We start from the raw sequence: 26,864 nt of genomic DNA, 5'->3' as shown, positions 1-26,864 counted from the left end.
CCCGCCGAGTGATGGCTAATTTGACAGAGCGTCAAGGAAAGAATGCGAGTGTCGGCTAGGACAACGGGCACGAGATCGGCGGCAGGCTATCGCATGAAGCCAGATATCTGCTGGTTGCAGGCGCGGTGATCGGGGGGAGGGCTAACGGTCATCGCCAACGCACCCAGTCCGGCCGAGATCATCCTTGTGCGACGGGGATTTTCTGACGAATCCGTCAGTGCCCTCTGGCTGCTGGCCAGCCCCATTCTTCCGACTGCTACGGCGTGTGTAGCATTCGTTTTTCTGCAGACGCCTTGCCAATCGCGCTGACGCGCTCGGACAAGCATGACTACCAGTAAAGTCGTTAAAAGCTTCGAGTGCAACGGCAGCCAGCGTGCGCTTTATGGGCGTCGCTCTCTAGGCCTAAGTGAAAAGGAAACGACGTGCTTCTTCCAGACACCACAGGAAGCCGTGACGGGAATCCACACATACTTTTGTCGAAGCTTGGCGACTGCAGGCATATCTACCGTTGAATCGAGTGTTGCCGATTGCCCTGATTCTTGCGCGCCTCTCCAGGGCAATACTTTTGCGTGTAACGCATTGCCCGCCGAGACGATAATTGAATCGTAGCGCTGCCCGGTTCGAACCCATTGGTCGAACGCCGCGATGCAATTTACGACCGCTTCGCGAACATGGATGCGTCTGAGAAAGGCGTAGTCGGCTAGTGGTGAGGGTTTCGGTTGCGCATGAGCCAGGTGATAGGTCCAGCAACATACGACGAGAAAAAAAAGACTGGTGATAACCTTCATTCGGTAGCAAGCCCGCAGGGGGCACTTATCAATAGGGCAACAAACCGCGAGTATACACGCAGCCTTAAACCGGCTTTCTGCACGCTTTGCCCGAAGCGGGGATGCCCACGACAATTACGCAGCAGTGCTGCGAGTCGGGATTGCCGGAGCGGAGCGATACTCGCATCACCGCCGAACGAGAAGGAACTGGATGCTTGACCTTGCCCCTGTTTCGCGAATCCCATAGCTGAGAGATTTATGCGGCTCGCCCCTGTTGAGCGGCGAACCAGTTTTTCTCGAACGTCATGGGGCTGACGTAATCGAGCGTCGAGTGTAGCCGGCGCGAATTATAAAAGCCAAGCCAGTCGACGATTTCATCCATTGCCGCACGCCGGGTCGCAAAGTGCCGGCCATGCAGGCGTGCAACTTTCAACGAACCCCACAGGCTTTCGGTCGGTGCATTGTCCCAGCAGTCGCCGCGCCGACTCATCGACGAGCGCATGCCGTAGGCCTTCAGCGTGTCCTGGAACAGCCCGCTGCAATACTGGCTACCCCGGTCGCTATGGACGATGACGCCAGCCTCTGGACGGCGCCGGAACCACGCCATACGCAGCGCATCGGTGACCAGTTCCGCTTTCATGTGTGGCTGCATCGACCAGCCCACCACCTGCCTGCTGAACAGGTCAATGATGACCGCCAGATAAACCCAGCCTTCAGCCGTCGCACAGTACGTGATGTCGCTCGTCCAGACCTGGTTCGGCGCCGTTGCTGTGAAGTTACGCTCCAACAAGTTCGGCGCCACCGGCAGGTTGTGATTCGAGTTCGTCGTCGCGATGTACTTGCGCTTGTGTCGGGCACGGATGCCATGCTGCGCCATCAGCTTGCGAACACGCTCCTTGCCCACGCGCACGCCGCGCGCAACGAGCTCTTTCCACATGCGCGGCCAGCCATATTCGCCCTTGACCTGCACGTGAATTGCCTTGATGTGCGCGAGCAGGGCATCGTTGCTGATACGGCATCTGTGCGGCTTGTCATCACCGCTGCGCTGCTGACGCTGATGATATCCACTGGGACTGATTCCCAGTACTTCGCACAGCATCGAGACTGGCCAGTGGCGTCGATTCCGGTCGATGAACGCGCACTTCACATCAATTCCCTTGCGAAGTACGCCGCCGCTTTTTTTGTGATGTCGAGCTCCATCTTCAGGCGAGACACTTCCGCCCTCAACCGCGCCAGTTCCATCTGCTCGGGACTGACCGGCTTCGCCCCGGCTCCGACCAGTTTGCCTTCCCTGTCCGCCTTGACCCAGTTGTGAAGGGTCTGCTGCACCACGCCCAGCGTCGCCGACACCGCAGCCAAACTCTGGCCGTTCTTTACCAGTCGGACCGCTTCCAGTTTAAATTCGAGCGTGTACTGCGCCCGCTTTGCCTTGACCGTCATCGTTTCCTCTCCTTGCTTGAGCTTACACACTCAGCAAGGGATTCGTTTTTCGGGGGCAAGCTCAGCTTGCCGCGGCATTTGGATGCGCCATGCTCACATCGTGCTCACGAACGCATGATGTGTTTGAAGGTGCACCCATTTACTCGGGCGCGACTGAGCTGGACGACAGATCACATCTATATGTCGTTTGTGAAAGGCTGTGTGCGGTAGAGATCGAGCGCAGAGGGGCTCGTGCTAGTATTTCGGAGATCCTAGGCTCCGATGCTTCCTCGTACTGCCCATGTTGGCGGTCGTTCCCGTCCAGGTGGCGAAGGTCATTTCCTCTGAAATCACTCAATGCGTTTCCGCTCCAGGTCCATCAATTTTTCTCCAATTTCGACTAGACCACACGCGCTGCCGCGTTGGCGTTCGCACGCGCTGGGAGCGGCTTTCTCATTGGGGTTTCTCGTCCTCGCTGCGCGAGCGGCGTGGGTGCAGGGGATCAACGATAGGTTTTATCAGAAGCAGGGGGAACTTCGACAGGTGCGCGAGTTCAGCATTCATGCGACGCGTGGACGCATTCTCGACCGCGACGGGAGAGCGCTGGCGGTCAGCCTTCCGACGCGCACGTTATGGCTGGATGCGGACGGTGCGGACACGGTCTCGTCCGACCAGGCATCTGCACTGGGTAAGTTGCTCGACATTGACGCGGACTGGATCGGCGCAATGGCGGCGTCCCACAAATCATTTGTCTACCTCAAGCGGCAGGTGCCCCTGGATGTTGCGCAGCGGGCGATGCTTCTCGATGTGCCGGGCGTTTATGCCCAACCAGATTACCGTCGCTACTATCCGGAAGGCAGCATTGTGGCGCATGTCACCGGTTTCGCTGGCGTCGACGGTAATGGTCTGGAGGGCATTGAAAAAGTCGATAATCGCCTACTGACCGGTGGCAATGGCAGGCGCCGCGTGCTGCGAAACGCTCAAGGGCGGGTCATCGATACGCTTGCGCTGCAACGTCCCATCGCCGGCAAGGACGTGACGCTCACCATCGATGAGCCCGTCCAGTACGCAACCTTCAAAGCCTTGCGTGATGCCGTTGAGCGCACCGATGCACATTCAGGCTCGGCGATCGTTCTGAACGCACACACTGGCGAGATTCTCGCAATGGCAAACTGGCCGAGTTTCGATCCAAACACCCGCCGCAGAAGAACGGGCGAGGCGATGCGCAACCGCGCTGTCACCGATGTGTTCGAGCCGGGCTCGGTCATGAAGCCCCTGACGATCGCACTGGCGTTGCAACGCAATGAGGTATCGCCTCGCTCCGTGGTACCGACCAACGGTGGAAGGCTGCGACTCGACGGGGCCGTGATTCACGACGACAAGAACTTCGGCACTTTGACGGTTAGCGGCGTCGTGCAGAAGTCAAGCAACGTGGGCACGACAAAAATCGCGCTGCTGATGAAGCCACACGACATGTGGAACAACTTCCATGCTGTCGGGCTGGGTCGGGCGCCGCGCGCGGGGTTGCCGGGCGCGGCAACCGGCACGCTGCGTCCTTACCAGAACTGGCGGCGGATCGAGCAGGCAACGATGTCGTATGGCTACGGTCTGTCCGCGTCGTTGCTGCAACTGGCGCAAATGTACACGGTGTTCGGCAATGAAGGTCTGTTTGTACCCGCTACGATTCATCCGCGACATGGTATGCCGGCGCATGGTCGACGCGTTTATTCGCCACGCGTCGCGGCGGAAGTGCTCACCATGCTTGAGTCCGTGGTGTCCGAGGACGGTACAGCACCACAGGCAGCCGTACCGGGCTATACGGCCGCAGGCAAGACCGGAACCGCATATCGTTGGACCGCGCGCGGCTACGACCGCAGTCAGTATCGGGCGTCGTTCGTTGGGATTGTCCCGGCACAACATCCGAGGGTGATCATCGCGGTGTCGATCGACCGGCCCCACGTGGGCTCGCATTTCGGCGGCGCAGTCGCAGGACCTGCCTTCTCGGATATCGCGGCGAAGACCATGAATCTTCTGGGCGTGACGCCTGATGATCCTGGCGCACAATTTGTGCATGACAATCCAGGGCCGGTCACATAGACGATATGCTCGAGATCGCGTCTCACGCGCTGTCGTTAGCGGTCGACGCCTGGCAATCCTTTTGTCGTAACTGGCCACCGCATACGGACCGTTTTCATTCTTCCTTGACGCCTGCTGCCCGACGGATAATCCAGCCAACCGTGAGCCCCTGACCCAGGATCGACGAAACGACCACACAGTACGTCAACGCGAGGACGATGTCGCGCCCCGGTCCAGGCTGAATCGATAGTGCCAGTGCGACGGAAATGCCACCACGCAGCCCGCCCCATGTAAGCACGCTCCACGCTCCTTTCGGTAGCCGGGACGCCCGCCCAAGCAGCATGACAGGCAGTCCCACCGACACCAGCCGCGCGAGCAGTGCGACCAGTGCCGCACCGGCGCCAGCGAGTAGTATCCTGCCGGGGAACTCGACGAGCAGAACCTCCATGCCGATCAATACAAAAAGAACGGCATTCAGAATCTCATCGATCAACTCCCAGAACATGTCCACGTATCGCCGGGTCGTCTCGGACATCGCGTCGGCGCGGCCGCGGTTGCCGATCATCACGCCCGCAACCACCATGGCGAGTGGCCCGGAGACATGCAGATGATTAGCGAGCGCGTAGCCGCCGATCACCGATGCGAGCGTCATCAGGACTTCGACTTGGTAATGGTCGACGCTTTTGAGCAGCCGATATGTCAGATAGCCTACGACGCCGCCGAATAGCAGGCCGCCGCCGGCTTCCAGGATAAATGCAGCCAACCCCGTCTGGACGGATGGAGTGACGCCCGTGCTGGCCATCGTGAGCAGCAGAGAGAAAAGCACGACCCCGACGCCGTCGTTGAAGAGCGACTCTCCAGTAATGACCACCTTCAGGCCTTCGGGCGCGCCTGCGGACTTCAGGATGCCCATCACCGCGACGGGGTCCGTCGGCGAAATCAGGGCGCCGAACAGCAGGCAGAAGGGCAGCGCGAGTTCGACTCCGCAAAGGGGGAGCAGTTTCCACATCGCGAATCCGATCAGCAGCGTGGAGGTCGCCGTACTGAGCACAGCCAGACTGATGATCTGGGTCCGGAAAGCCTTCAGCTTGCGTAAATCCACATGCATCGCGCCGGCGAACAGCAAAAGCGACAGCATGCCTTGCAGAAGCACCTCACTGAAATTGATCGAGTTGACGAGATGCTCTTCTGCAACGCGCAGACCGTGCGCGACGCCAAGCTTGTCCAGTCCAACGATCGCAAGGGAGAGTCCGAGCGCCGTTACCATGACGCCGATCGTCGTCGGAAGCCTCAGAAAGCGGTGATTCACATACGCCAGTAGCGCGGTGACGACCAGACAGATAGCAATGATGTCGAGCATGCGGCGTGGTGGGGGATGAAGGTTCTGGGCTGGATTGAGCGGACCGGCGGCGCTGGATCAGGTGATCGGATTCGCACGGGAAATCTATGTTGAATTTTTTGCATCCGGACCCCAGCCGTGCTTTGGAAAACGGGAGTATGCGCGGTTGCCAAACAGGTCATCCGGCAGACGCGTGGGGCAGCCAGGCGCCTGAAATCCTGTCCCAGGCATAAACCCGAACACGCTCAGGAACGGCCCGGGCGGTATTCGGAAGCGTTTATTGTGCCTCTCGAGTAGCCAATTCCGCGTGCGGTGCGAACGATGACCTCTTTGCACCGTCCTCCGCCTGTTGCTTGCTCACGACGTGGAGCGTGCGCGTCGGGAAAGCGAATTCAATACCCCGTCTACCAAATTGCGTCATCAACTCGAGATTGATTCCCTGCTGTATGTCCATGTACAGGTTATAGGCGGGATCGGTGACGTAATACACGACTTCGAAATCGAGCGAGCTGTCGCCGAACCCCTTGAAATGCGCACGATCAAAGCGGGTCTTTCCGGCGGATTCGACTGCCTTCTGTACCATGGCAGGAACGGCGCGCAATTGCTCGGGACTCGCATCGTATGTCACCCTGAAATTGAACAGAATGCGCCGCTCGGCCATTCGCTTGTAGTTGTGAATCGTGTTTTTCAGCAGTTCGGTATTGCTGCAAACGATCTGTTCTCCACTCAGACTCCGGATGCGCGTGGTCTTGAGTCCGATGTGCTCGATGCTCCCGGCAATCTCATCGAAGACGATGAAGTCGCCAATCTCGAATGGCTTGTCGAGTCCGATGGCCAGCGATGCGAAAAGATCACTCAGAATGCTTTGTACCGCGAGTGCGACGGCAACACCACCCACACCCAGGCTCGCGACAAACGCGGTGATGTTCACGCCCATGTTGGCGAGCACCGCCAGCATAAGAACGGACCACAGCAGCGCGCGCAACGTCCACGACAGCATGGTTGTGATGACCGGATTGTGGGCGAGCGTCTCTGTCGCTTCCCGCCGCCTCTCGGTCCATAGCGTCACGCCACGGTTTATCCACAGGGCCAGTTGAAAACCGATGATGAGAAACCAGAGATGGCCAAGACGGGCGTCCCACCTGTCCGGCAATGTCAGAAACTTCGTGCCGACCAGCGCTGCTGCCGCGAGTAGCGTAAGCCGGTGCGTGCCTTCAATGACCTGAACCAGCATATCGTCGAGACGGGTTGACGTTCGTTGGGACAGCATCGAAAGGCGCGTGATGGCGAACTTCAGCAGATAGATCAACGCCAGGTAGCTGACGATGGTCGCGATCGCCGCATAGACCCACTCGCTGGCAGAGATACCCAGAAACGCGTTCAGGTCGAGCCACTTTTTCATCGATTTTCCTCCCCAATTGAATCCGCGTGACGGAACTTATAGACGTGAGCGGTGTAAGCGCTCGTACCGGTCTGTCAGGCCTCCAGGAAGATAGTTCCCCAATCAGCTCGAGTCGGTGGCATGGATGCGCATTCCCCGTTGACTCGATCTGGCGCGGCCCGGGCGCTCGTCCGGCTCACCTCTTTAGAAATCCAGTGTCGTGCATTTCCTGAGAAACTCGATGCATTCAGGCTGGTTTGGCCAGCACGACGAAGCCGTTGTACTCGTCAAGCTGCTCTCGCCGCTCAGCCATGTCGGTCTCCATCGTCAAGTATGCGGAACCGCCGTGCGCGGCTCAGTCCCAGTTTTCGTCGCACCATTTGATAGCCCACGCTTTCGCGCAAGATATGGCATCGGCCTCGTCGGCGAACGAATCGATATCACCTGAATCATGCGTTTCGACGCGGTCTTCCGCGTCGCCCGGTCCGCGACTGATTCTGGCTCTCGCAACGTAACGACCATCGTTAGCGCGGTGCGCCCGGCAATCGATGTGAAATGTTCCATATTCGTACTGCATCGCGGCACCTCAACATTCGTTTGTTACATCAGTTGTCACGCAATCAGTCTGCATGTGCTCTTCAGCGGGGCTGCAACGCGATGTCGCGTGGGTACTCGAGCCGATTGCGTCGTCGGCGTAGGGCGGCACGATGCGCCAATCGCCGTCGGTTAGCTCGCGCGATCGGCTGAATGTCCCAGCACCGGTTCACGGTCGTCACTGCGCTCTGCAGCCGAGAGATCCCTCAGAAAACTCGAACTCCACCAGTGCACATCGAACTGGCGGATCCGCCCCATCAATGCTGCGTGACGACTGATCCGTTCTTCGATTGACATCGTCAGCGCACGCTGAATGACCTGCGCTGTCCCGTGCGTATCGTACGGATTCACAAGAAGAGCTTCTTTCAATTGTTCCGCTGCGCCGGCAAATCGGGAGAGAACCAGCACGCCCGGATCGCCTGGGTCCTGCGCGGCGATAAACTCCTTGGCGACCAGGTTCATCCCATCGCGCAGTGGCGTGACAAGCGCGACGCGGCTTGCGCGATATAGTCCCGGTAGCCGCTTACGGGCGACGTTGCGATGAATATAACGAACCGGCATCCAGTCAAGTTCGCCGAAGTCACCGTTTATCGCGCCGCAGAGGCTGTCCATCTCGCGGCGCAGATCGTCATAGGCACCCACGTCTTCCCGGCTCGGGGACGCGATCTGGATGAGTGTTGCACTGTTGCGGTTCTCGGGGTAGTTCGCGAGAAGCTCACGAAACGCGTGCACGCGCTGCGGTAGACCCTTTGAGTAATCCAGCCTGTCGACGCCGAGAAGCAGGCGGCGTCGGGAGTACTCCTGTCGCATACGATCGAACATTTCGACACCCTCCCGGTCCTGCGCGAGAGCGGCGAACTCATCGACGTCGATTCCTATCGGATACGCCCCGACCCGCAACGTGCGATTGAAGGCCCGAAGCTGTGCGCCGGGTAGCGCGTCAGCACCGGCTTCGGACTCTACGTAGTGCGTAAAATGCGTTACATCCGCTTCGCTCTGGAAGCCGGCCAGATCGTAGGCGAATAGTGAACGCATGAGCCATTCGTGCTCTGGAATGGCCGCCATGATGAGAGGCGGTGGCATCGGGACATGCAGAAAGAATCCGATCCGGTTGCCGCACCCCATCGCTCTGAGTTCGGCAGCAAGGGGGATCAGGTGATAGTCATGGACCCAGATGATGTCGTCGGGCCTGAGCAACGGTAGCAGCTTTCGCGCGAACAGCTGGTTGACCCGCCGGTACCCTGCTGCGAATCGTACATCAAAATTCGCAAGGTCCAGCCGGTAGTGGAATACCGGCCATAAAACATCGTTCGCGTATCCCAGATAGTAGCTATCGTAATCCTGCTGGTTCAGGTCAAGCGTCGCCAGTTGTATGTTCCCGATTGTTTGCAGTCTGACGCTGGTCTCGCTGTCAGATTCGGGTGGCGCGTCGCGAATCTTGCCGCTCCAGCCAAACCACATCCCACCTGTCTGTTGCAGACTCTCTTTTACCGCTACAGCGAGACCTCCCGCTGCGGCCTTCCGGAGGTCAGCAGTGCGATTCGAAACAACAACAAGACGGCTCACTCAATCCCCCGGTTGGATACCGCAGCGCAAGGCAAAAGCGTGAGCGTGTTACCAGCAGGTCCGATTTGCCCAGCGCTACCGCTTGTCGCGAGGACAAAACCGCCTTTACCAAGCGTCCGTTCTTTACTACAGTGTGTAAGCAATCGTAACACAGTAGTGTTAGCGCTATTCAAAGCCGCAAAGTTCACTTCACGCTTGGCAAACGGCGAATTACTCGAATCAACCTTCGCAATATCGCCCTGATTGCAGAGCGGGACATCGAGAGAAATTTTGCACTGTATCAATTGTCGTTGCAAACGCTTATCGAGCGGCTGCGGCAACCTCGCATCATGACTTTGCCGCTGGCGGTACGGTGGCAGGTTCTTTTCGATCGCATGGCAACCCGGGGGATCGCTTGGAACCGTTCTGGTCGTCGATCGCTCGGGTCGCGTTTTGCTCGACTCGGATGATGCGACGCCTGAACAGGTAAGTGTGGCGAGTCAAAAATATTTCATCGTTCAACGAGACGATCCGCACGCGGGCTTTTATATCAGTGATCCCTATTCTTCCCCATTGCGTTTGGGCACGCCCAGCATAGCCCTGAGCAAGCGGATATCCGAGTCAGACGGATCGTTCGGTGGAATCGTCGTCCTGGTCGTCAGTCTCGACTACTTTCGCGCCTTGCTGCTTCGCTAATCGGGAAGGATGGCGTCGCGATCATGCGTCAACCTCTCGGTAATGGGATCCTTGGGAAGGACATCAGCCAGTCCCATACATTTCGGCGATTCATCTCGGCAGAGCGTCGTTCGCCAAGTCACGTAGCCCGCGCGAGTGATCGCTGGATATTTCGGTCTTCATGGAGAGTTACTCCCTTCGCGTTCAGTTTTGCGCTCGCCGACGAAGCCAGCATGACAGCCACTCCGGCGATCTCATCGACGTCGCCGAAGGCCCAGAAGCGCGCCTGGCGCGCCCCGGACTGCGGAGTACTCCATGCGCCCTCAGCTTTTCAGCATCCGTATTACCCAGCTTCTCGACATATGTTTTGGGGCTAGCCGATAGTCACTGCCGAAAAGACCCGTTAATTCCAGGCTCATGCGTGAAAGACACAACCGAATCTCCCTCATCGCGCGCTGACCATGTTTATTTCAGCGTGCGCGAACAGCGCGTTCGCGATGGCCGCGAGATGGTGGCGCTCGACGAAGCCTTTCACGAGGCGTTGGTCGTCGCCGCCGGCAACGCCGAGTTGAGCGCCGAATGCGTGGCTTCCGAGCCCCAGAGAAATTGATTAGGCATCGGATCGAAGCAACGCATTCAGATCCCGTCGACGTCGACCGAGCTTTCGTCGTGCGCGAGCAACTGGCTGTCCGGCAGGCGCAAGGGCACGAGGCTGTCAGCGAGTTCAGGCTGATCTGCGTGTTGACCGCCAGCTCGAGTTCGCCATCATGCCTCACACGCGCGCGAATGGACGAACGGGACGAACGGCCCAGCTGAGCCGCTTACGAGTCAATTGCCCGATCTTCGCGTGCAACACCTTCACATCGACCGGGGGCTTGGCCGATGTCTGGCCCGTCTCGAACACTTCGGCAACACGCTCTTGCAGTTGCTTCTTCCAGTCCGTGATCCGGTTCGGATGCACATCAAACTGCTGGGCCAGCTCGGCCAGCGTCTTGTCGCCCTTGAGCGCCGCGAGTGCCACCTTTGCCTTGAACGCCGGTGAGTGTGTCCGTCGGTTGCGTTTCGTCATCTTCTGGGTCCTTGTTGCCGGCCATGATGACCGACTCACGTCCCGGCTTTTCCACTTACCGACCTGTCCGAATTCTCTCGGCGCCACTTCTGGCGCCGCCATGCGATCAGCAGCAGTAGCTGTGAAGTTCGAAAAGAACTCCATATCCTCGTCCCAACAGGGGCGGATAGGTGTCGTAGTGCTACATGAGCAATCAATCATCGTCATGCACCCGCCAGTGCCAAAGTGACATCTTTTGACACACCTTTCCAACAGATTTGAGGTCGCGATCTCTGTACATTCTCTTCTCTCGGCGCGCGATCCACTTCGTGCGCCCTCTATGTAAAGGAGGATGCTCATGAAAATTCGAACGTTTGCCATGCTGGTGGGTGGGGCTTTGCTCACATCCATGACTGCTTCCGCATTCGCCGGCGTGGTCGTCGGTGTCGCCGTGCCGGCCCCCGTCGCTGTCGTTCCGGCGACACCTGTCTATGCGCCGCCGACCGTGGTCGTGCAAAACGGTTACGCAGCCGCCGCCGTGCCGGCGGCAGTCGCACCGGTTGTGACGGTTGCGCCAGCGCCCCCACCTCCCATGGCGGTCGTCGTCATGCCGCGTCGCGTCTGGATGCCTGGTCACTGGGTAGGTGGGGTTTGGGTGGCCGGTCACTGGTCGTGAAATCTCTGCGCCGAACCCGTCTCGTGCAATACATCACCCCGGTCCATCAAAGCAGCAAAGCCATGTTGCACATCGCTTCGGCGCCAACGCTGCTCGCCGCGGTCTAATGGTTGCCGACTTTGTGCTGCTGGGCGTCCTCGGTGCACTTACGGTTGGAGGGTGCATGAGGCTGAATGGACGTGCACCCAAACGATTGTCCCCCGCAGCGATAATTCACCATCGTTTAACAGCTTGGCATAGCAGTGCACAGTGCCGTATGCGGCGCTAATGAACCTGGCGGAGCTCGCGCGACGCTATGGCAATTCGTCCGCCATCCTTTGGGACGCGCTGTACGGCATGACCGCGCAAGTGGATGAGTGCCTTTCCCGGGCAAGGATGCAGAGGACCCACACTGCGATCCCGGGACCGGTCAATCGAATGCAAAAGGCATCTGACTGTTTTACGTATACCTGCGTAGCAGGTCATCGAGAGAGCGAGATGAAAGGAAGCGGTATGTCGGTATGGCGGGGTTCCCTTTTCGCGCGCAACGTATTGCTGTTGATTGTACTGATGCTGACAAGTCAGATCCTGGTCTTTGCCGTCTATCTGAACTTTATCCAGAAGCCAAGAGTTGACGATGGCGCAGCGCTCGTGGCATCGCAGATCCGGATCCTGGACCGGCTGTTGTCAGTCCTGCCGGACGACGAGCGAAACCGGCAACTGCTCGAAATGAACGGAGCGCCCCAAGGTGAACTGCCGCCGCCACAGGCTCGCGACGGGTTGCCTCCCGACTACATGGCGCACCGCTTTTTCGGTCGACTGGCATCGGAACTTGCCCCGGACGAACAGCTTCGCTGGGAGCGCGACGGGCACCGGATCTGGGTGCGTCTCCATGTGCAGGACGTGCGGTACTGGGTGGCGCTGCGTGGAACGTCGGCCATGAGCAGTACGCTGCCTTGGGCGCTGATCGGCCTGTTGTTAAGTGCGGCCACCCTTCCTGCTCTTGGGGCCTATCTGATCCACCGGCCGGTCGAACAGGCGCTGCGCCGGCTGGCGCGCGCTGCCGGCACCATCGAGCGTGGCGTTTGGCCCGAAGCGGTTCCCGTGAGCGGCCCGCGCGAGCTGGCAACAGTAGCGGAGGCGTTCAACCGGATGGCGTCGACGCTCGAAGATCTCGAAGCGACGCGCGCCGAAATGCTTGCGGGCATATCGCATGATATCCGCACGCCGCTGACCAAGCTGCGCATGGCCATCTTCGCGCCGGAGTCATTCGAGGCCCCGGTCGCCAGTGCGGAACGCTTTGTCGAGGAGATCGACACGATCGTCCAGCAGTTTATCGATTTCGCCCGTGGGTGGGATAGCGAACCGGCGACGCACGGCGATCTGAACGCGCTGATCGAACAGCTCGCCGCCGACTATGCAGGTCTCGGTCGCACGTTCGAACTGTCGCTCGCGGAATTGCCACCTGTTGCGTTCCGACCGGTCGGCATGCAGCGCCTGTTGATGAATCTGATGCAGAACGCGGTCGTGTACGGTCAGGTCGGGCTCGCAGTCCGGACTACCGTGGACGCGCGAAGTGTCACGATTGCGGTTGAGGATCGGGGGCCGGGCCTGCCTCAAGAGCTTCTGTCGTTAATAAAGCAACCATTCCGGCGCGGCTCAGAGGCGGATCGAAAGGGCGGGAGCGGCCTCGGCCTCGCGATAGCGGAGCACGTCGCACAGCAGCATGGCGGCACGCTCGATCTCTTCCAGAATGCGCCGTCCGGACTCAAGGCCGTGGTGCAAATTCCCATTCCTTAATGGGCGCTTGTCGGCGCGATGACTGCGCCGTCGTCGCGGTGTCGCACGGCCTTCGACTTAATGTGATGCTCGAGCACCGCCCAAAGGGTCTGGCAGGGCAGCGTGAGCATTTGATGAGATGGCCATTTTTCATGGTTGTGTGATGAAAAACCTTACAAGATACTTTGCGCTACTTAGTATATTCATGGCCGGCGTCGTGGCCGTTGGGTGGTTCCACCAGGCTCACGGTCACCGTCAGACGGCTGTCGCACCAGATCCGATCCCCGTGAGCGCGGTTGCGGCTTCGGTTACCGATGTTCCTGTCTATATCGACTCGCTTGGCACCGTGACACCGACACGGACCGTCACGGTCACCACGCAGGTCAACGGGATACTGCGTTCCGTCGATTTCAGCGAGGGGCAGACGATCAGGAAAGGACAGGTGATTGCACGCATCGATTCGCGGGCGCTCGAAGCGCAGTTGCTGCAGGTACAGGGTACGCTGCGTCATGACCAGGCTGTACTCGCAAACGCGAAACTGGACCTGCAACGTTATCAGCAGCTGATCAAAGCGGGCTCGATTACGCAGCAGACGCTCGATACGCAAGTTGCTACCGTCCAGGAGGACGAAGGCACCGTGCTGGCGGACACGGGCAACGTGAACAATCTGCAGGTTCAGGTCGGCTATTGCACCATCACGTCTCCCGTAGATGGCGTGGTGGGCCTGCGCCTCGTCGACCCCGGCAACTACGTGAGCAGCACCAGCACGACCGGTATCGCGGTCGTTACGCAACTGCAGCCGGCGACCGTGATCTACTCGGTGCCGGAAGACGACCTGGGACGGATCCGGCGGGCGATGTCGCACGGGGAGGTTCAGGTGCTGGCCTATGACCGCGACGGCAAATCGTTGCTGGCGAAGGGCTCGCTGCTTGCGGTCGACAACCTCGTCAATACGAGCGCCGGCACGATCAACGTCAAGGCCGTCTTCCCCGATTCCGGCAGCGCGCTGTTCCCGAACGAATTTGTGAATGTGCGGATGCAGGTCGACACGCTGCAGCGGATTCCGGTCGTGCCGACTTCGGCAATCCAGCATGGCGCGAACGGCGATTTCGTTTTCGTGATCGGCGGCGCAGGCGCAGTGGCATTGCGCAACGTGAAGACCGGACCGGTAAAAGGCGACGACACGGCGATTCTCGATGGCGGGGTGAAGGAAGGAGAGCGGGTCGCGACCGACGGTGCAGACAGGCTTGATACCGGCTCGCTCGTGAAAGTCGTGGCGCACTGAGCGGAGCCGACGATGAACGCTTCACGAATCTTTATCGAGCGACCCATTGCGACCGCGCTGTTGATGATCGCGTTGTTTCTGGCCGGGGTGCTGGGATACATCCTGCTGCCTGTTTCGGCGCTACCGGAAATCGACTATCCGACGATCCAGGTCTACACGCAGTATCCCGGCGCAAGCCCGGATGTGGTCAGTTCGTCCATCACCTCGCCGCTCGAAAGACAGCTCGGCCAGATGTCGGGGCTGAAGGCGATGAACTCGACGAGTTCGAACGGCACATCGGTGATCACGTTGCAGTTTGATCTGTCGTTCTCGCTCGACGTCGCCGAGCAGGAAGTGCAGGCCGCGATCAATGCGTCGTCGAGCTTTCTGCCGGCTAATCTGCCGTATCCGCCTGTCTACAGCAAGGTCAACCCTGCCGACCCCCCGGTGCTCACGCTGTCGCTGACATCCGACGTGCTGCCGCTGACGAAGATCGAGGACCTGGCCGATACCCGGCTTGCGCAGAAGATCTCGCAGATTTCAGGCGTGGGCCTCGTCACGATCAGCGGCGGTCAGCGGCCGGCCGTGCGGGTGCAGACCGATACCGCCGCGCTCAACGCACTCGGCATGTCGATCGACGACGTGCGTACCGCGCTCGGCAGTGCCAACGTTGACCAGGCGAAGGGCAGTCTCGACGGAAAATACCAGTCGTATTCGATCGGCGCGAACGACCAGCTGCAATCGGCGGCGGACTATCGCGACCTGATCATCGCGTACCGGCAAGGCGCACCGGTTCGGCTGGCGCAGATCGCCAGGTCGATCGACAGCGCCGAGAATTTGCAACAGGCGGCGTGGACCAACAGCACGCCGTCTATCGTGCTGAACATCCAGCGGCAGCCGGGCGCCAACGTGATCGATGTGGTCGATAGCGTGCAGAAGCTGTTGCCGCAACTGCGGGCGAGCTTGCCCGCATCGGTGAAGGTCGCCGTGCTGACGGATCGCACGAAGACGATCCGCGCGTCGGTTGCCGACGTCGAAACGGAGCTGGCAATCGCCGTGGCGCTCGTCGTGATGGTGATCTTCGTATTCCTGCGCAATGTGCCGGCTACCGTGATTCCCGCAGTCACCGTGCCGCTTTCGCTCGTTGGCACGCTCGCGGTCGCGTACGGGCTCGGCTTTTCGCTGAATAACCTCACGTTGATGTCGCTGACTGTCGCGACAGGCTTTGTCGTCGACGACGCGATCGTAATGATCGAGAACATTACGCGCTACATCGAGGCTGGGCAAACGCCCCTGAGGGCCGCGATCAAGGGTGCGAAGGAGATCGGCTTTACGATCGTCTCGTTGTCCGTGTCGCTGATTGCGGTGATGATCCCGTTGCTGTTCATGGGCGACGTGGTCGGGCGCCTGTTCCGCGAGTTCGCGCTGACGCTGTCGGTCGCGATCGTCCTGTCGGCGTTGGTGTCGCTGACGCTTACGCCGATGATGTGCTCGCGCATGTTAAAAGCGCAGCCACACCCGCATCGGGTCGATTTTTTCGACCGGCTCAACAGCAGGTACATACGCGGTCTCGACTGGGTGTTGTCGCATCGGCGCCTGACGATCGCATCGGTGGTGTTGACGGCCACGCTGACGTTCGTCGTGCTGATGCTGATGCCGAAGGGCTTCTTTCCCGAGCAGGACACAGGTCTGATCGAAGGTGTCGTGCAGGCCGCGCCGACCATTTCGTTCCAGCGCATGATCGGCCAACAGCAGCAGGTCGTCGACCGGATCGCACGCGATCCGGCAGTCGCAAGTCTCTCGTCGTTCGTCGGCATCGACCAGACGAGACCGACGATCAATCAGGGCACCCTGTTGATCAATCTGAAGGACAAGGGCGAGCGAGCGCGCATCGACGAGGTGATTCGCCGACTGACCGATGACACCGCAGGCCTCGCGGGCGTGCGCCTGTTTCTGCATCCGGTGCAGGATCTGACGCTCGACGACACCGTCTCGACGACGAGCTACCGGCTCGGCGTGCAGTCGACCGATCCGGCGCTGCTCACTCGCTGGACTGGCGAGCTGGTTGGCGCGTTGCGCGGCGATCCGGCGTTTGCCGACGTGCAGAGCGAGGCGATGCAGTCAGGCAATCAGGTGCAACTCACGTTCGACCGCGATACCGCGTCGCGCCTTGGCATCACGCCGCAGGCGATCGACGATGTGCTGTACGACGCGTTTGGTCAGCGCCAGGTGTCGACGATCTACACGCAGTTGAACCAGTACCACGTGGTGCTGGTCGCGAGAAACAACGCCGACGACCTTGCGCATCTGCTTTCAGGACTCTATGTCGATACGTCGTCGGGCAGCCTCGCGCCGCTCGCGTCGATGGCGACGATGAAGGTGATGCCCGCGCCGTTGCGGATTGATCGCAAGGGCCAGTTCCCGTATGCGGACGTGTCGTTCAATCTCGCTCCCGGATACAGCCTCGGCACGGCGATCGCCCGTCTTGAGCGGGTCAAGGAGCAGATAGGGTTGCCGCAGTCCGTCCAGGTGTCGCTGGAAGGATCGGCCGCGACCTTTCAGTCGTCGCTGGCGAGCGAAGGGTACCTGGTCGCCGCTGCCGTGATCGTGGTCTATCTGATGCTCGGCATCCTGTATGAGAGCTTCATTCATCCGGTCACGATCCTGTCCACGCTCCCTTCGGCGGCGCTTGGCGCACTGCTGGCGCTGCTGATGACCGGAACCCAGTTCGACATCATGGGCCTGATCGGAATCGTGCTGCTGATCGGCATCGTGATGAAAAACGCGATCATGATGATCGACTTCGCGCTGGACGGGCAGCGCAACCACGGCCTGTCCGCACACGCTGCGATCCGGCGTGCGGCTGAACAGCGCTTCCGTCCCATCCTGATGACGACGATGGCGTCGCTGTTCGGCGCGCTGCCGCTCGCGTTGGGCTCCGGCATGGGCTCCGAGTTGAGGCATCCACTTGGCATCGCGATTATCGGCGGCCTATGCGTCAGCCAGTTGCTGACCTTGTTCTCGACGCCGGTGATCTATCTGGCGATGCATCGTCTGGAAAGACGCTTTGCCGCGGACGAGCCGATCGTATCGGAGTATGTGCAATGAACCTGTCTGGCCCATTCGTCAGGCGGCCCATCGCGACGACGTTGCTGGCGGTCGCCCTTGCGTTGTTCGGTATCCTGGCATTCAGGCTGCTGCCGGTTGCGCCGCTGCCCGAAATCGACTTTCCTACGATCCTGGTGCAGGGGCAACTGCCCGGCGCCGATCCGACGACGGTGGCCACCTCGGTCACGACGCCGCTCGAGCGGCAGTTCGGCCATATTGCGGGCCTCGCTCAGATGACGTCGGTCAGCTCGCGCGGGCAAACGCAGATCACGTTGCAGTTCGACCTGAGCCGGAATATCGACGGCGCGGCACGCGACGTGCAGGCCGCGATCAACGCGGCGAAAACCAACCTGTCGCCCAACATGGACGGCAGCCCGACGTATCGCAAGGTCAATCCCGCGGATTCGCCCATCCTCGTGATCAGTCTGACCTCCGACACGGCCACGCCAGCCCAGCTTTACGACGCGGCGTCGACGGTGCTGCAACAGAAGCTGATGCAGACAACCGGCGTGGGCAACGTGGTGGTGGGCGGCGCCGCGCTGCCGGCGGTGCGGGTTGAACTGAATCCAGATCGGGTGAGCCACTACGGCATCAGTCTGGAGCAGATCCGCAGCACGATCGGGAATGCGAATGTCGATTTGCCCAAGGGATCGATGTCGGCGAGCGGGCAGAACTATTCGATCGGCGCGAACGACATGCTGTATTCGCCCGCCGACTACGGACGGCTGATCGTCAGGCAGAACAACGGCAACATCGTGCGTGTGTCGGACCTCGGCTATGTACGTCAGGATGTCGAGCAGCTTGAGAACTACGGCCTGTCGAACGGCAAGCCGGCCGTGTTGCTGGTCCTCTATAAGGAACCGGGCGCGAACGTGATCGACGCCGTCGACAACGTGAAGGCCGAACTCCCGGCGCTCGAAGCGGCGATCCCGTCGTCCATCAAGCTGGCGATTTCGGTTGACCGTACGAAGACGATCCGTGGCTCGCTGCTCGACGTCGAAATGACGCTGCTTGTATCCATCGTGCTCGTGACGGCCGTCACGTTCGCGTTCTTCCGCAGCTGGCGCGCGACGCTCATTCCGGCGATCGTCGTACCGCTGTCGCTGCTGGGTACGTTCGGGGTCATGTACGTCCTTGGCTACAGCTTGAACAACCTCTCGCTGATGGCCTTGACCATTTCGACCGGTTTCGTGGTCGACGATGCAATCGTCGTCGTCGAAAACATCATGCGGCATCTGGCGCGCGGCAAGAGGCCCATCGAGGCGGCACTCGCAGGGGCGCAGGAAGTGGGCTTCACGGTGTTTTCGATCAGCGTTTCGCTGATCGCGGTATTCGTCCCGCTGCTGTTCATGGGTGGCCTGATGGGCCGGCTGCTGCGTGAGTTCTCGGTGTCGCTTTCCGTAGCGATCGTGATGTCGATGCTGATTTCGCTCACGGTCACGCCGATGCTGACGAGCATTTTCCTGCGCGCAGGACAGCAAGCCGGGAACGGCGACGAGCATCACGAGAGCGGATTTTCTCGCCTGTACGGCACGTCGTTGCGCTGGGTCATCCGGCATCCGCTATTGATGGGTGGCGTGACGGTGCTGGTGTTCGTGCTGAACCTCTGGCTGTTCACCGTGGTTCCGAAAGGCTTCTTCCCGGAGGAAGACACGGGGCTGCTGCTTGGCACGCTGCAGGCGTCGCAAAGCATCTCCTGGCACGAGATGCAGCATCAGTTCCAGATGGTCAACAAGGCGGTGCAGGAGAATCCGAACGTCGCGTTCGTGGGTGGCTTCGTGGGGGGAGCGAACGCGCTCGACAACGCACTGCTGTTCGTCACGCTCAAGCCCCTGGGTGAGCGTCGCGCGACGGCCGATCAGGTGATCGCTCAGGTGCGCCGACGGCTTGCCGATATGCCGGGGACACAGCTCTATCTGCAGTCGTTGCAGGACCTCGCGGCCGGTGGCCGACAGAGCGCCGCGCAGTACCAGTACACCCTTACTGCGGACGACCAGGCGACACTCGATCAATGGGTGCCGAAGTTAGTCGCGCAGATGCATAAGATGCCGGCGCTGGCCGACATCAACACCGACCAGCAGGACAAGAGCATGCAGGTCGGCATCGACGTCGACCGCGACTGCGCCGCGCGAATGGGCGTGAGCTTCAAAGATATCGACGAGGCGCTTTATGACGCGTTCGGCGAACGGCAGGTCTCGGCCATCTACGGGAGCGCGAATCAATATCACGTCGTGATGGAGGTGGCACCCGAGTACTGGACAAGTCCTTCGGTACTGAAGGACATCCATGTTCCGGCGAGCCCGACGCTCGCCACGAGCGGCGCGTCGACGACCGCCGCCGGGGGGGCAACCGGCGCAAGCGCCGCTACGCCGTCGGCCGCGGCCCAGGCGAACGGTTCAGCGCTGGTGCCGCTCGCCGCGATGGCCCGGTTCTCGACCGGCCCCAGCGCCATTTCGATCAATCACCAGGCTACGTTCCCCGCCATTACCGTATCGTTCAATCTGCGCCCCGGTGCATCGATCGGACCCGTGACGCAGCAGATCAGTCAGGCCGTCGCTGCGCTCAGAATGCCGGCGAGTATCTCCGGCGCGTTCGCGGGCACGGCAGCAGCGTTTCGTGAGTCGATGGCGAGCGAGCCGCTGCTGATCCTCGCCGCGCTGTTGTCGGTGTACGTCGTGCTCGGCATGCTGTACGAGAATCTGGTTCATCCTTTGACGATTCTCTCGACGCTGCCTTCTGCGGGCGTCGGCGCTTTGATCGCGCTGCTGCTCACTCACACGGAGCTGTCGATCATCGCGTTGATCGGCGTGCTGATGCTGATCGGCATCGTGAAGAAGAACGCGATCATGATGATCGACTTCGCGATTGCCGAAGGGCGTCAGCATGCACTGCCGCCGGAGGAGGCGATCGTGCGCGCGGGCCTGATCCGTTTCCGTCCGATCATGATGACGACGGTCGCCGCAATTTTCGGCGCGCTGCCGCTCGTGCTGGGGTCAGGCTACGGATCCGAATTCCGCAAGCCGCTCGGTATCTCGATCATCGGCGGTCTGGTGTTCAGCCAGGCCATCACGCTCTATACCACCCCTGTCATCTATCTCTGGCTCGATCGGGCGTCGCAGCGGTTGCGGCGCCGAAGGAAACACGCATGAAATCGCCCATCGGATACCGGTCGGCCGTGTCGGTCGGCATGCGCTGCTGCGCCTGTGCGCTCGGCGCCACGCTTTGGCTTTCGGGCTGCGCGGTCGGCCTGGACTATCACCAGCCGGCCGTAGCGATTCCAACGCAGTTCAAGGAAGCGGGCACACAGTGGCGACTTGCGGCGCCCAACCCGCAGGCATCGCTCTCAACCCGGTGGTGGGACGCGTACGACGATCCCGAGCTGTCCCGGCTCGTCGACGCAGCGCTGCAGTCGAATCAGTCGATTGCAGGCGCGGCGGCCGCCTATCGGCTCGCGCAGGCCACCGTCGCTGCAGACCGGGCGAGCTTGTTTCCGACGCTCGGTGTCGACGCGTCGGCCTCGCACAGCTCGAGCACGACGGCGGAATACGCGAAGGCCTACGCGAGTTGGGAAGTCGATCTGTGGGGCGGCGTGCGCCGGCAGATCGAGTCGGGCAAGGCGAACGCGCAGAGCGCGGATGCGACGCTTGCCGGCGAGCGCTTGTCGATTGCCGCGACGCTGGCGACCGACTATTTCGACATCCGCCAGCTCGATATCGACATCGACCTGTTGCGGCAGCAGGAGGCGGTCAACGGGCGGATTCTCGCGATCACGCGCGCAGCGCTGGCACAGGGGACCGCGTCGCAAGTCGATCTGCTGTATGCGCAGGACACGCAGGAGGCGGTTGTCGCGAACCTGCAAATTTCACAGACCTCGCGCGAGCAGGACGAGCACGCAATCGCGGCGCTCACGGGTGTGCCGCCGGCTTCGTTGTCGATTGCACCGCGGCTCGACTATGTGTTTCGCGAGCCCGAGGTGCCATCTGTGCTGCCGTCTGCGTTGCTGGAAAGACGGCCTGACGTGGTCAGCGCGGAACGCACCGCTGCTGCTGCGAACGCGCTTATTGGGGTAGAGAAGGCCGCATTCTTTCCCGACCTCGATCTACGGGCACAGGGTCTCGTGCAACACAACACCTTCGCGACGCTGTTCTCATTGCCGACCCGGATGTGGTCGCTCGGTCCCTCACTTGCCGCCACGCTGTTTGACGGTGGTGCCCGCGTGGCCGCCGTGCACAAGGCGCAGGCGACCTATGACGAAGACGTCGCATCTTACCGCGAAGCCGTGCTCACGGCGTTCCAGAACGTGGAAGACAGCCTGTCGTCGCTGAACCATCTGCGCCAGCAGGAGCACGCGTTTGCCGACATTTACCAGCGCAACCGGCAGTTGCTGGAGAGCGTCGCCGCGCAACTGACGGCCGGAACCGCGAGCGAGCAGTCCGATTTGACTCAGCAAGTGACGCTACTGACGGCCAGACAGAACCTGAACGACACGCAGGGGGCACTGGTGAAAAGCGGCGTTGGGCTGGTGAAGAACCTCGGCGGCGGCTGGATGTCGTCGAAGAGTTAGGCTCGATCCCATGATGGCGGGCGCGCCGTTGTGACGTCGTCCGCCGATCTGCGCGGTCCAGAGTCCGGTAGCGCCCACGACCGTTTTTCAAAGTCCGTGTCTCGAACTGCGTGCAAGGCCCTGTTATGTCCACTCGTGCGGTATCGCTTCCCCGCGACGTGGCTTGACATGACATGCAACACATTTCCAACAACATGTAGCGCAGAGGTTCTCTACATTGGCGGCTGTGTCATGCGGGGTTCGCCAGTGGGGCGAATCCATCACATGGAGAGTGTGCAGTGAAATTTAAAATCGTTCTCGTGTCTGCTGCCAGTGCGGTAATTTCTATGGCTGTCGGCAAGGCGCCTGCGGGGTCCCTGGCGATTGATATCAGCGTGGGCGTTGCGGTTCGCCGGACAACCATCGATAGATGGGCTTGAACATGCATGACTATCGCTTTGTCGCCGCGGTTCTCAAGCGAGGCCGCGCACGACGGTGGCTGGGCGCGCTCGCCGTCATCGCCACTGAGTGCCTGCCTTACTCACCAGCGTTGGCGCAGTCGTCGCCGGACGATAGCGTGGGCATCAACGTGACCGCATTGCCCCACTATGAAGGCAGCAAGTCCTATCGTGTGCTGCCGTTGCCCATGCTGTCGCTGTTGAACGGGGCAATCTTCGTGCAGGGGCTCACGGGCGGCGTCGCCTACCCGTTGGGGCCGAGTGTTGCGGTGGGCCCGCTGATCGGCGTTCAGCTGGGCCGCAACCAGGACTATGCAGCGGTGCTCAACGGCATCGGAGATATCGCAACGTCCTTCGACTTCGGTGCGTTCGCGCGCTGGCACTATTTGGATCGGTGGGCGCTGCTTACCACTTCTGAGCGCTTACTTCGCGCCGCATCATCGTGAGAGCACTATCAATGAACCAGAATCTGACATCGACTCGTATCGCGCCACTGCTTGTCAGCCTCGCTGTTGGGTTGGGCATGGCGGGGTGTGCGGTTACGCCGCCGAGTGCGCCTACCGTCATGGCGGTCCCAGCGAACGGCAAGACCCTCAACCAGTTCCAGCAGGACGACTATAGCTGCCGCACCTACGCGACGCAGGTCGTGAATCCGGCGGCGGTCTCGCATCAGGCGGCAACCTCCGGACTTGCTGCTACCGCCGTCGGCACGGCTGGAGGCGCTGCGGCCGGGGCTCTGATCGGCGCCGGGGCAGGCAACGCCGGTGCCGGCGCCGCAATCGGTGCGGGTGCCGGACTGCTGCTCGGCAGCATGACGGGCTCGGCGCAGCACAATCAGACCGAAGCGTCGTTGCAGCAGCAATACGACAACGCGTACGCGCAATGCATCACGGCAAAGGGAGATACGATCGAAACACCTCGTCCGGCAGCGATCGTCGTGCCTGTACGCCCCGTGCCGCCCCGCGCCGTAATCTATGGCGCCCCCCCACCTTACTACTACGCACCGTACTGATTTCGCTCATATGGTCGTGGCATGGCTTGACCTGGAATTCTGCCGGCTGGAAATCTTCGGTGGAGCTTTGTCCCCTGGCTATTCCGTGCACGCCATTCATTTCTTAACGGAGTCTTTGATGAAACGTTTATTCATTATTCTGGCTGCAACGTTCGCCGTGTCGTCTGCGTTCGCGCAGAGCAGCATGCAGCAGATGTTGGAAGCGCGCTTTACTGCCGCGAATGCAACTCATGACGGCAAGCTCACGAAAGAACAGGCGGAGGCAGGTATGCCGCGCGTCGCAGCCCATTTCGATGAGATCGATACTACGCATCAAGGGTACGTGACGCTTGAGCAGATCGAGCAGTTCGCTGCGCAGCATCGGCAGTAAGCGCTTGCAAGGCAAGCTTCAATACCCTCGGGTGGTTTAACCGTGTATTGAATATGTCCCATCGGGTCGCCTCATCACGTCGAAAGATGGGGCTGCTGCGCGCTCCGGAGCGGCTGTGTAGTCGTTCCGGTGGGTCGTCCAATAATGGCCCGGCCACTGGTTGTAGTCCCTCGACCGCCACTGATCGTCGGCCCCGCGTACTATTGACCTGAGTCTATTCGAGTCCGCCCCGTGGGCGGGCGGGATGCATAGCGGCCGCTTTGTATCCTGTCCGAAGCTCGCCGCAGGGACGATGCGCAACTGCGTCCAGTTCACGGATAGCGACCAGGATATAACGGCCGCTCAAAAATCGTGTATATCTGAGTGAGTCAGTGAGCCGGCGCTCGACTTATCTTCGATTACCCTTGCCATGGCGTTCGCGGTGGTCACCACTTGGCCGCTGCTACCGTATAGTAGTTTGGCGACTGGTCGCGCTCGAAGCAATAAGCGCATATTCCGCGAAAGGCGCAACAGCAGCATGAGGGCAACCAGAGACCTCAGTTATGCGAATGGTGAGTCGATGTGCCGGCAGCATGCTCTTCGAGGTCCGGCACGAAGATGTATCCGCACCCGCGAACGGTCTGGATGAATCGTGGTGTCGACGGGTCAGTTTCCACGATGCGGCGCAGACGATAGACCTGAACGTCGATGCCGCGATCGGCGGACTCGGATTCCGCGCCATGAAGTGACTTGAGCAGACGCCGGCGGGTGAGTGTGCACATGGGAGAATTAACGAAAATCTGCAGCAGCGCAAACTCACTGGCAGATAAGGTAAGAGACGTCTCTCCGCTATTCAGAGTGCGCGACTGAAAGTCCAGCGTGAACGCGCCGAATGTGTAAGGTTGCCGTCGTTGGGGAATGCCCGCATCGGGTACGGCGCGCTGGCGCCGCAGCACTGACTGAATCCGTGCTACCAGCTCACGCGGGTTAAACGGTTTGCGGAGATAGTCATCGGCACCCAATTCAAGGCCAGCGATGCGGTCCTCTTCGTTGGCGCGGGCGGTGAGCATCAAGACTGGAATGTCGTCGCCTGATGCGCGCAACCTACGTAGTGCCGTCAAGCCGTCGACGCCCGGCATCATAAGATCGAGCACTATCAGGTCCGGGCGTTCGTGTTTGAGCCGGTGTTCGAGCGAACGCGCGTCATGTAGCACTGACACGTCGAAACCCCACCTTACCAGGTAGCGGCGAGTCGCATCACACAATTCGGCGTCGTCGTCGATTAGAAGAATCTGAGCTGACATAGGAAGAGAATAACGCTCACAAACGAGTGATGACCGGGGCCGCGACTAACCGCAATGCGAGCGCATCGCAGAAGCTGCAGCACACGATCGATCGAAGAAATGTAGGCGAATTTCATAACGCCAGGTGTTAGCAAATCATGTCAGGAAATGTCATCGACGGGGCCTGTTTTTCTGTCCGCAAACGCACGGGTGCACTCGCTTTCTCGCTGACCACGAGCGACCGCTGTAATATGAGCAGTCAGGATGGCATGCCCGGTACATACGGGCGGCGCCGGGCGGTCGTGGGCTTTCGCCAGTCAGTGTTGTGGCCAGCACAATCGATGACATCTTTTGACATACCTCTCCAACACATCCAGTGCGGAAATCCTTGTATATTCCGTTCGTCGAACCATACGGAACTTCTTGTGGCATGCAGATGCGCGCGAAGGCGTTAGGCGTGAGCGAGTTGCAAGTCGGTTTTCTTGCTAAAGAAGGTATTGACCATCGCTACGGAACTGCATGCCGCACTGGCACTGTCTGAGGTGCAACGTATCGCCGCAGACATCAAGCGGATTGGTAAGCAGTGCAGGCGCAACTGCAGGCTGGCAGGCCGCCCGGCGCAGCCCGCTTCGACGAGATTGTCGCCGCCCACCGAGGCACGTGACGGCTGTAGCAAAGCCAAGCGGTTCGCCGCGTAGCATCGGAAACAGGAACTAAAAGACAGGCGTTATTAGAGGTGTCTGCTTAATCACATGTCAGATGATCTGCCAACCGGTCGCATCATCGTGCTTGACGATGATGTTGAAATCCGCAATATGCTGCAACGCTTTCTGACGGCACAAGGTTTCTCGGTGCGCGCGGTGAAGACAGGCATTGAGTTGGACGTTTTGATCGAGCGCTACCCGTTCGACCTGTTGATTCTCGATATCATGATGCCAGGCGAAGACGGCCTGTCCATCTGCCGTCGGTTGCGTGCTCGGAGAGAGACAATCCCCATCCTCATGCTAACAGCGCGTGGCGATCCCGCGGACAAGGTCGTAGGTTTGGAGATTGGCGCCGACGACTATCTCGCGAAACCGTTTCTGCCGAGCGAGCTGATAGCGCGGGTTCGGGCGATGTTACGTCGGCAGCAGTTTCAGGTGCGCCTGCAAAACGTGCGGGGCGAGATGCTGCTCGCAGGCGAGTCGCAATGCTTGCGGTTCGGCGCCTTCAGGCTGGACGTTCGGCGTAGAGAATTGATGTCGGACGAAGCGGGCATCGTCGAACTCGGCCCGGCTGAAATGCGTCTCCTGTGTGCGCTTGCGGAGACGCCAAACCGTCCCGTAAGCCGCGCAAATCTGATAGAGCGCGCGCGTGGGTCTCAATATGAGGCGAGTGCCCGCAGCGTTGACGTGCAAGTTCTTCGCTTACGACAGGTGATTGAGACAGAGGCAAGCTCGCCCCGACATATCCGCACGGTGTGGGGCCTCGGCTACATGCTCGTTGCAACCTCAAACTAAAGCGTCACCTGTTGGACGCTCGAAAGTGACATTCAAGCCGCTTCCTCTGCTTTCCGTGTACACCGCGCGC

18 protein-coding genes and 2 pseudogenes are annotated in these 26,864 nt (G+C 60.4%); 13 read left to right on the top strand and 7 right to left on the bottom strand.

Annotation, left to right across the window (positions count from 1 at the left end):
- Nucleotides 1-86 precede the first annotated feature (86 nt).
- Nucleotides 87-309, top strand: a pseudogene (locus OKW38_RS12350) (putative Na+/H+ antiporter); the annotation flags it as partial.
- Nucleotides 310-380: 71 nt separating this feature from the next.
- On the opposite strand, the gene OKW38_RS12345 reads toward OKW38_RS12350, so the two are convergent.
- Nucleotides 381-788 carry a BspC domain-containing protein gene (locus tag OKW38_RS12345; protein ID WP_429361696.1) on the bottom strand — a complete coding sequence of 136 codons (408 nt, stop codon included), beginning with the start codon at nucleotides 786-788 and terminating at the stop codon, nucleotides 381-383.
- Between the two features lie 235 nt (nucleotides 789-1,023).
- Nucleotides 1,024-2,207 (bottom strand): IS3 family transposase gene (locus OKW38_RS12340; protein WP_429359704.1). Its coding sequence is split into 2 segments (ribosomal slippage): nucleotides 1,024-1,952 and nucleotides 1,952-2,207, totalling 1,185 coding nucleotides; the frame shifts between segments, so codons are not numbered across the junction.
- 471 nt (nucleotides 2,208-2,678) lie between these two features.
- Here OKW38_RS12340 and OKW38_RS12335 point away from each other — a divergent pair.
- Nucleotides 2,679-4,283: a peptidoglycan D,D-transpeptidase FtsI family protein gene (locus tag OKW38_RS12335; RefSeq protein WP_429361694.1), complete on the top strand. Its 1,605-nt coding sequence runs from the start codon at nucleotides 2,679-2,681 to the stop codon at nucleotides 4,281-4,283.
- 94 nt (nucleotides 4,284-4,377) lie between these two features.
- Here the strand turns inward: OKW38_RS12335 and OKW38_RS12330 are convergent, their stop codons facing one another.
- From OKW38_RS12330 to otsA, 3 genes are all read right to left on the bottom strand, one after another.
- Nucleotides 4,378-5,622, bottom strand: coding sequence for a cation:proton antiporter (locus OKW38_RS12330; protein ID WP_090804028.1), 1,245 nt, complete (start codon nucleotides 5,620-5,622; stop codon nucleotides 4,378-4,380).
- Between the two features lie 256 nt (nucleotides 5,623-5,878).
- Nucleotides 5,879-7,003, bottom strand: coding sequence for a mechanosensitive ion channel family protein (locus OKW38_RS12325; protein ID WP_429361692.1), 1,125 nt, complete (start codon nucleotides 7,001-7,003; stop codon nucleotides 5,879-5,881).
- A gap of 705 nt (nucleotides 7,004-7,708) precedes the next feature.
- On the bottom strand, nucleotides 7,709-9,142 hold the full coding sequence (gene otsA / locus OKW38_RS12320; RefSeq protein ID WP_429361690.1) for an alpha,alpha-trehalose-phosphate synthase (UDP-forming): 1,434 nt from the start codon (nucleotides 9,140-9,142) through the stop codon (nucleotides 7,709-7,711).
- An 835-nt stretch (nucleotides 9,143-9,977) separates the two neighbouring features.
- On the opposite strand from otsA, the gene OKW38_RS12315 reads away from it, so the two are divergent.
- A complete protein-coding gene (locus OKW38_RS12315; RefSeq protein ID WP_429361688.1) occupies nucleotides 9,978-10,406 on the top strand; it encodes a hypothetical protein in 429 nt (142 codons plus the stop codon).
- A 216-nt stretch (nucleotides 10,407-10,622) separates the two neighbouring features.
- Here OKW38_RS12315 and OKW38_RS12310 read toward each other — a convergent pair.
- Nucleotides 10,623-10,865 (bottom strand): annotated as a pseudogene (locus tag OKW38_RS12310) (transposase); the annotation flags it as partial.
- 337 nt (nucleotides 10,866-11,202) lie between these two features.
- Between OKW38_RS12310 and OKW38_RS12305 the strand changes: the two are divergent.
- The 9 genes from OKW38_RS12305 (at nucleotide 11,203) to OKW38_RS12265 (ending at nucleotide 24,033) form a co-directional block, all read left to right on the top strand.
- Nucleotides 11,203-11,520 (top strand): hypothetical protein, encoded by a 318-nt coding sequence (locus OKW38_RS12305; protein ID WP_429336218.1) that lies wholly within the window; start codon nucleotides 11,203-11,205, stop codon nucleotides 11,518-11,520.
- A 267-nt stretch (nucleotides 11,521-11,787) separates the two neighbouring features.
- Nucleotides 11,788-13,299 carry an ATP-binding protein gene (locus tag OKW38_RS12300; RefSeq protein WP_429361686.1) on the top strand — a complete coding sequence of 504 codons (1,512 nt, stop codon included), beginning with the start codon at nucleotides 11,788-11,790 and terminating at the stop codon, nucleotides 13,297-13,299.
- Nucleotides 13,300-13,564: 265 nt separating this feature from the next.
- Nucleotides 13,565-14,563: an efflux RND transporter periplasmic adaptor subunit gene (locus tag OKW38_RS12295; protein ID WP_429361684.1), complete on the top strand. Its 999-nt coding sequence runs from the start codon at nucleotides 13,565-13,567 to the stop codon at nucleotides 14,561-14,563.
- A 12-nt stretch (nucleotides 14,564-14,575) separates the two neighbouring features.
- The gene (locus tag OKW38_RS12290) at nucleotides 14,576-17,650 is read left to right on the top strand and encodes an efflux RND transporter permease subunit (protein ID WP_429361682.1); all 3,075 of its coding nucleotides are present in this window, start codon (nucleotides 14,576-14,578) and stop codon (nucleotides 17,648-17,650) included.
- On the top strand, nucleotides 17,647-20,799 hold the full coding sequence (locus OKW38_RS12285) for an efflux RND transporter permease subunit (protein WP_429361680.1): 3,153 nt from the start codon (nucleotides 17,647-17,649) through the stop codon (nucleotides 20,797-20,799). Before OKW38_RS12290 ends, OKW38_RS12285 begins: the two co-directional genes overlap by 4 nt.
- Nucleotides 20,796-22,214, top strand: coding sequence for an efflux transporter outer membrane subunit (locus tag OKW38_RS12280; protein ID WP_429361678.1), 1,419 nt, complete (start codon nucleotides 20,796-20,798; stop codon nucleotides 22,212-22,214). The genes OKW38_RS12285 and OKW38_RS12280 overlap by 4 nt, the downstream gene beginning before the upstream one ends.
- A gap of 421 nt (nucleotides 22,215-22,635) precedes the next feature.
- Nucleotides 22,636-23,097 (top strand): MipA/OmpV family protein, encoded by a 462-nt coding sequence (locus OKW38_RS12275; RefSeq protein WP_429363725.1) that lies wholly within the window; start codon nucleotides 22,636-22,638, stop codon nucleotides 23,095-23,097.
- Nucleotides 23,098-23,216: 119 nt separating this feature from the next.
- On the top strand, nucleotides 23,217-23,663 hold the full coding sequence (locus tag OKW38_RS12270; protein WP_090804059.1) for a glycine zipper domain-containing protein: 447 nt from the start codon (nucleotides 23,217-23,219) through the stop codon (nucleotides 23,661-23,663).
- Nucleotides 23,664-23,781: 118 nt separating this feature from the next.
- Entirely contained in the window at nucleotides 23,782-24,033 is a 252-nt protein-coding gene (locus tag OKW38_RS12265) for an EF-hand domain-containing protein (protein WP_184062163.1), read from the top strand.
- A gap of 536 nt (nucleotides 24,034-24,569) precedes the next feature.
- On the opposite strand, the gene OKW38_RS12260 is transcribed toward OKW38_RS12265, so the two are convergent.
- Nucleotides 24,570-25,316: a response regulator gene (locus OKW38_RS12260; protein WP_429336223.1), complete on the bottom strand. Its 747-nt coding sequence runs from the start codon at nucleotides 25,314-25,316 to the stop codon at nucleotides 24,570-24,572.
- A gap of 731 nt (nucleotides 25,317-26,047) precedes the next feature.
- On the opposite strand from OKW38_RS12260, the gene OKW38_RS12255 reads away from it, so the two are divergent.
- The gene (locus tag OKW38_RS12255) at nucleotides 26,048-26,794 is read left to right on the top strand and encodes a response regulator (protein ID WP_429361676.1); all 747 of its coding nucleotides are present in this window, start codon (nucleotides 26,048-26,050) and stop codon (nucleotides 26,792-26,794) included.
- The last annotated feature ends 70 nt before the right edge of the window (nucleotides 26,795-26,864 follow it).

It is taken from the genome of Paraburkholderia sp. MM5496-R1, assembly GCF_050436205.1.
Lineage (GTDB): Bacteria > Pseudomonadota > Gammaproteobacteria > Burkholderiales > Burkholderiaceae > Paraburkholderia > Paraburkholderia tuberum.
Note: the sequence above shows the minus strand (reverse complement) of the source record. Positions and strands in the feature narration are given on the sequence as shown.

What these genes read in the sequence shown, in the direction of transcription:
- OKW38_RS12330 (WP_090804028.1), bottom strand. Translation starts at nt 5,622, where the DNA reads ATGCTCGACATCATTGCTATCTGTCTGGTCGTCACCGCGCTACTGGCG.
- OKW38_RS12300 (WP_429361686.1), top strand. Translation starts at nt 11,788, where the DNA reads ATGAACCTGGCGGAGCTCGCGCGACGCTATGGCAATTCGTCCGCCATC.
- OKW38_RS12325 (WP_429361692.1), bottom strand. Translation starts at nt 7,003, where the DNA reads ATGAAAAAGTGGCTCGACCTGAACGCGTTTCTGGGTATCTCTGCCAGC.
- OKW38_RS12285 (WP_429361680.1), top strand. Translation starts at nt 17,647, where the DNA reads ATGAACCTGTCTGGCCCATTCGTCAGGCGGCCCATCGCGACGACGTTG.
- OKW38_RS12275 (WP_429363725.1), top strand. Translation starts at nt 22,636, where the DNA reads ATGCATGACTATCGCTTTGTCGCCGCGGTTCTCAAGCGAGGCCGCGCA.
- OKW38_RS12345 (WP_429361696.1), bottom strand. Translation starts at nt 788, where the DNA reads ATGAAGGTTATCACCAGTCTTTTTTTTCTCGTCGTATGTTGCTGGACC.
- OKW38_RS12260 (WP_429336223.1), bottom strand. Translation starts at nt 25,316, where the DNA reads ATGTCAGCTCAGATTCTTCTAATCGACGACGACGCCGAATTGTGTGAT.
- OKW38_RS12290 (WP_429361682.1), top strand. Translation starts at nt 14,576, where the DNA reads ATGAACGCTTCACGAATCTTTATCGAGCGACCCATTGCGACCGCGCTG.
- OKW38_RS12265 (WP_184062163.1), top strand. Translation starts at nt 23,782, where the DNA reads ATGAAACGTTTATTCATTATTCTGGCTGCAACGTTCGCCGTGTCGTCT.
- OKW38_RS12280 (WP_429361678.1), top strand. Translation starts at nt 20,796, where the DNA reads ATGAAATCGCCCATCGGATACCGGTCGGCCGTGTCGGTCGGCATGCGC.
- OKW38_RS12255 (WP_429361676.1), top strand. Translation starts at nt 26,048, where the DNA reads ATGTCAGATGATCTGCCAACCGGTCGCATCATCGTGCTTGACGATGAT.
- OKW38_RS12305 (WP_429336218.1), top strand. Translation starts at nt 11,203, where the DNA reads ATGAAAATTCGAACGTTTGCCATGCTGGTGGGTGGGGCTTTGCTCACA.
- OKW38_RS12270 (WP_090804059.1), top strand. Translation starts at nt 23,217, where the DNA reads ATGGCGGTCCCAGCGAACGGCAAGACCCTCAACCAGTTCCAGCAGGAC.
- OKW38_RS12315 (WP_429361688.1), top strand. Translation starts at nt 9,978, where the DNA reads ATGGAGAGTTACTCCCTTCGCGTTCAGTTTTGCGCTCGCCGACGAAGC.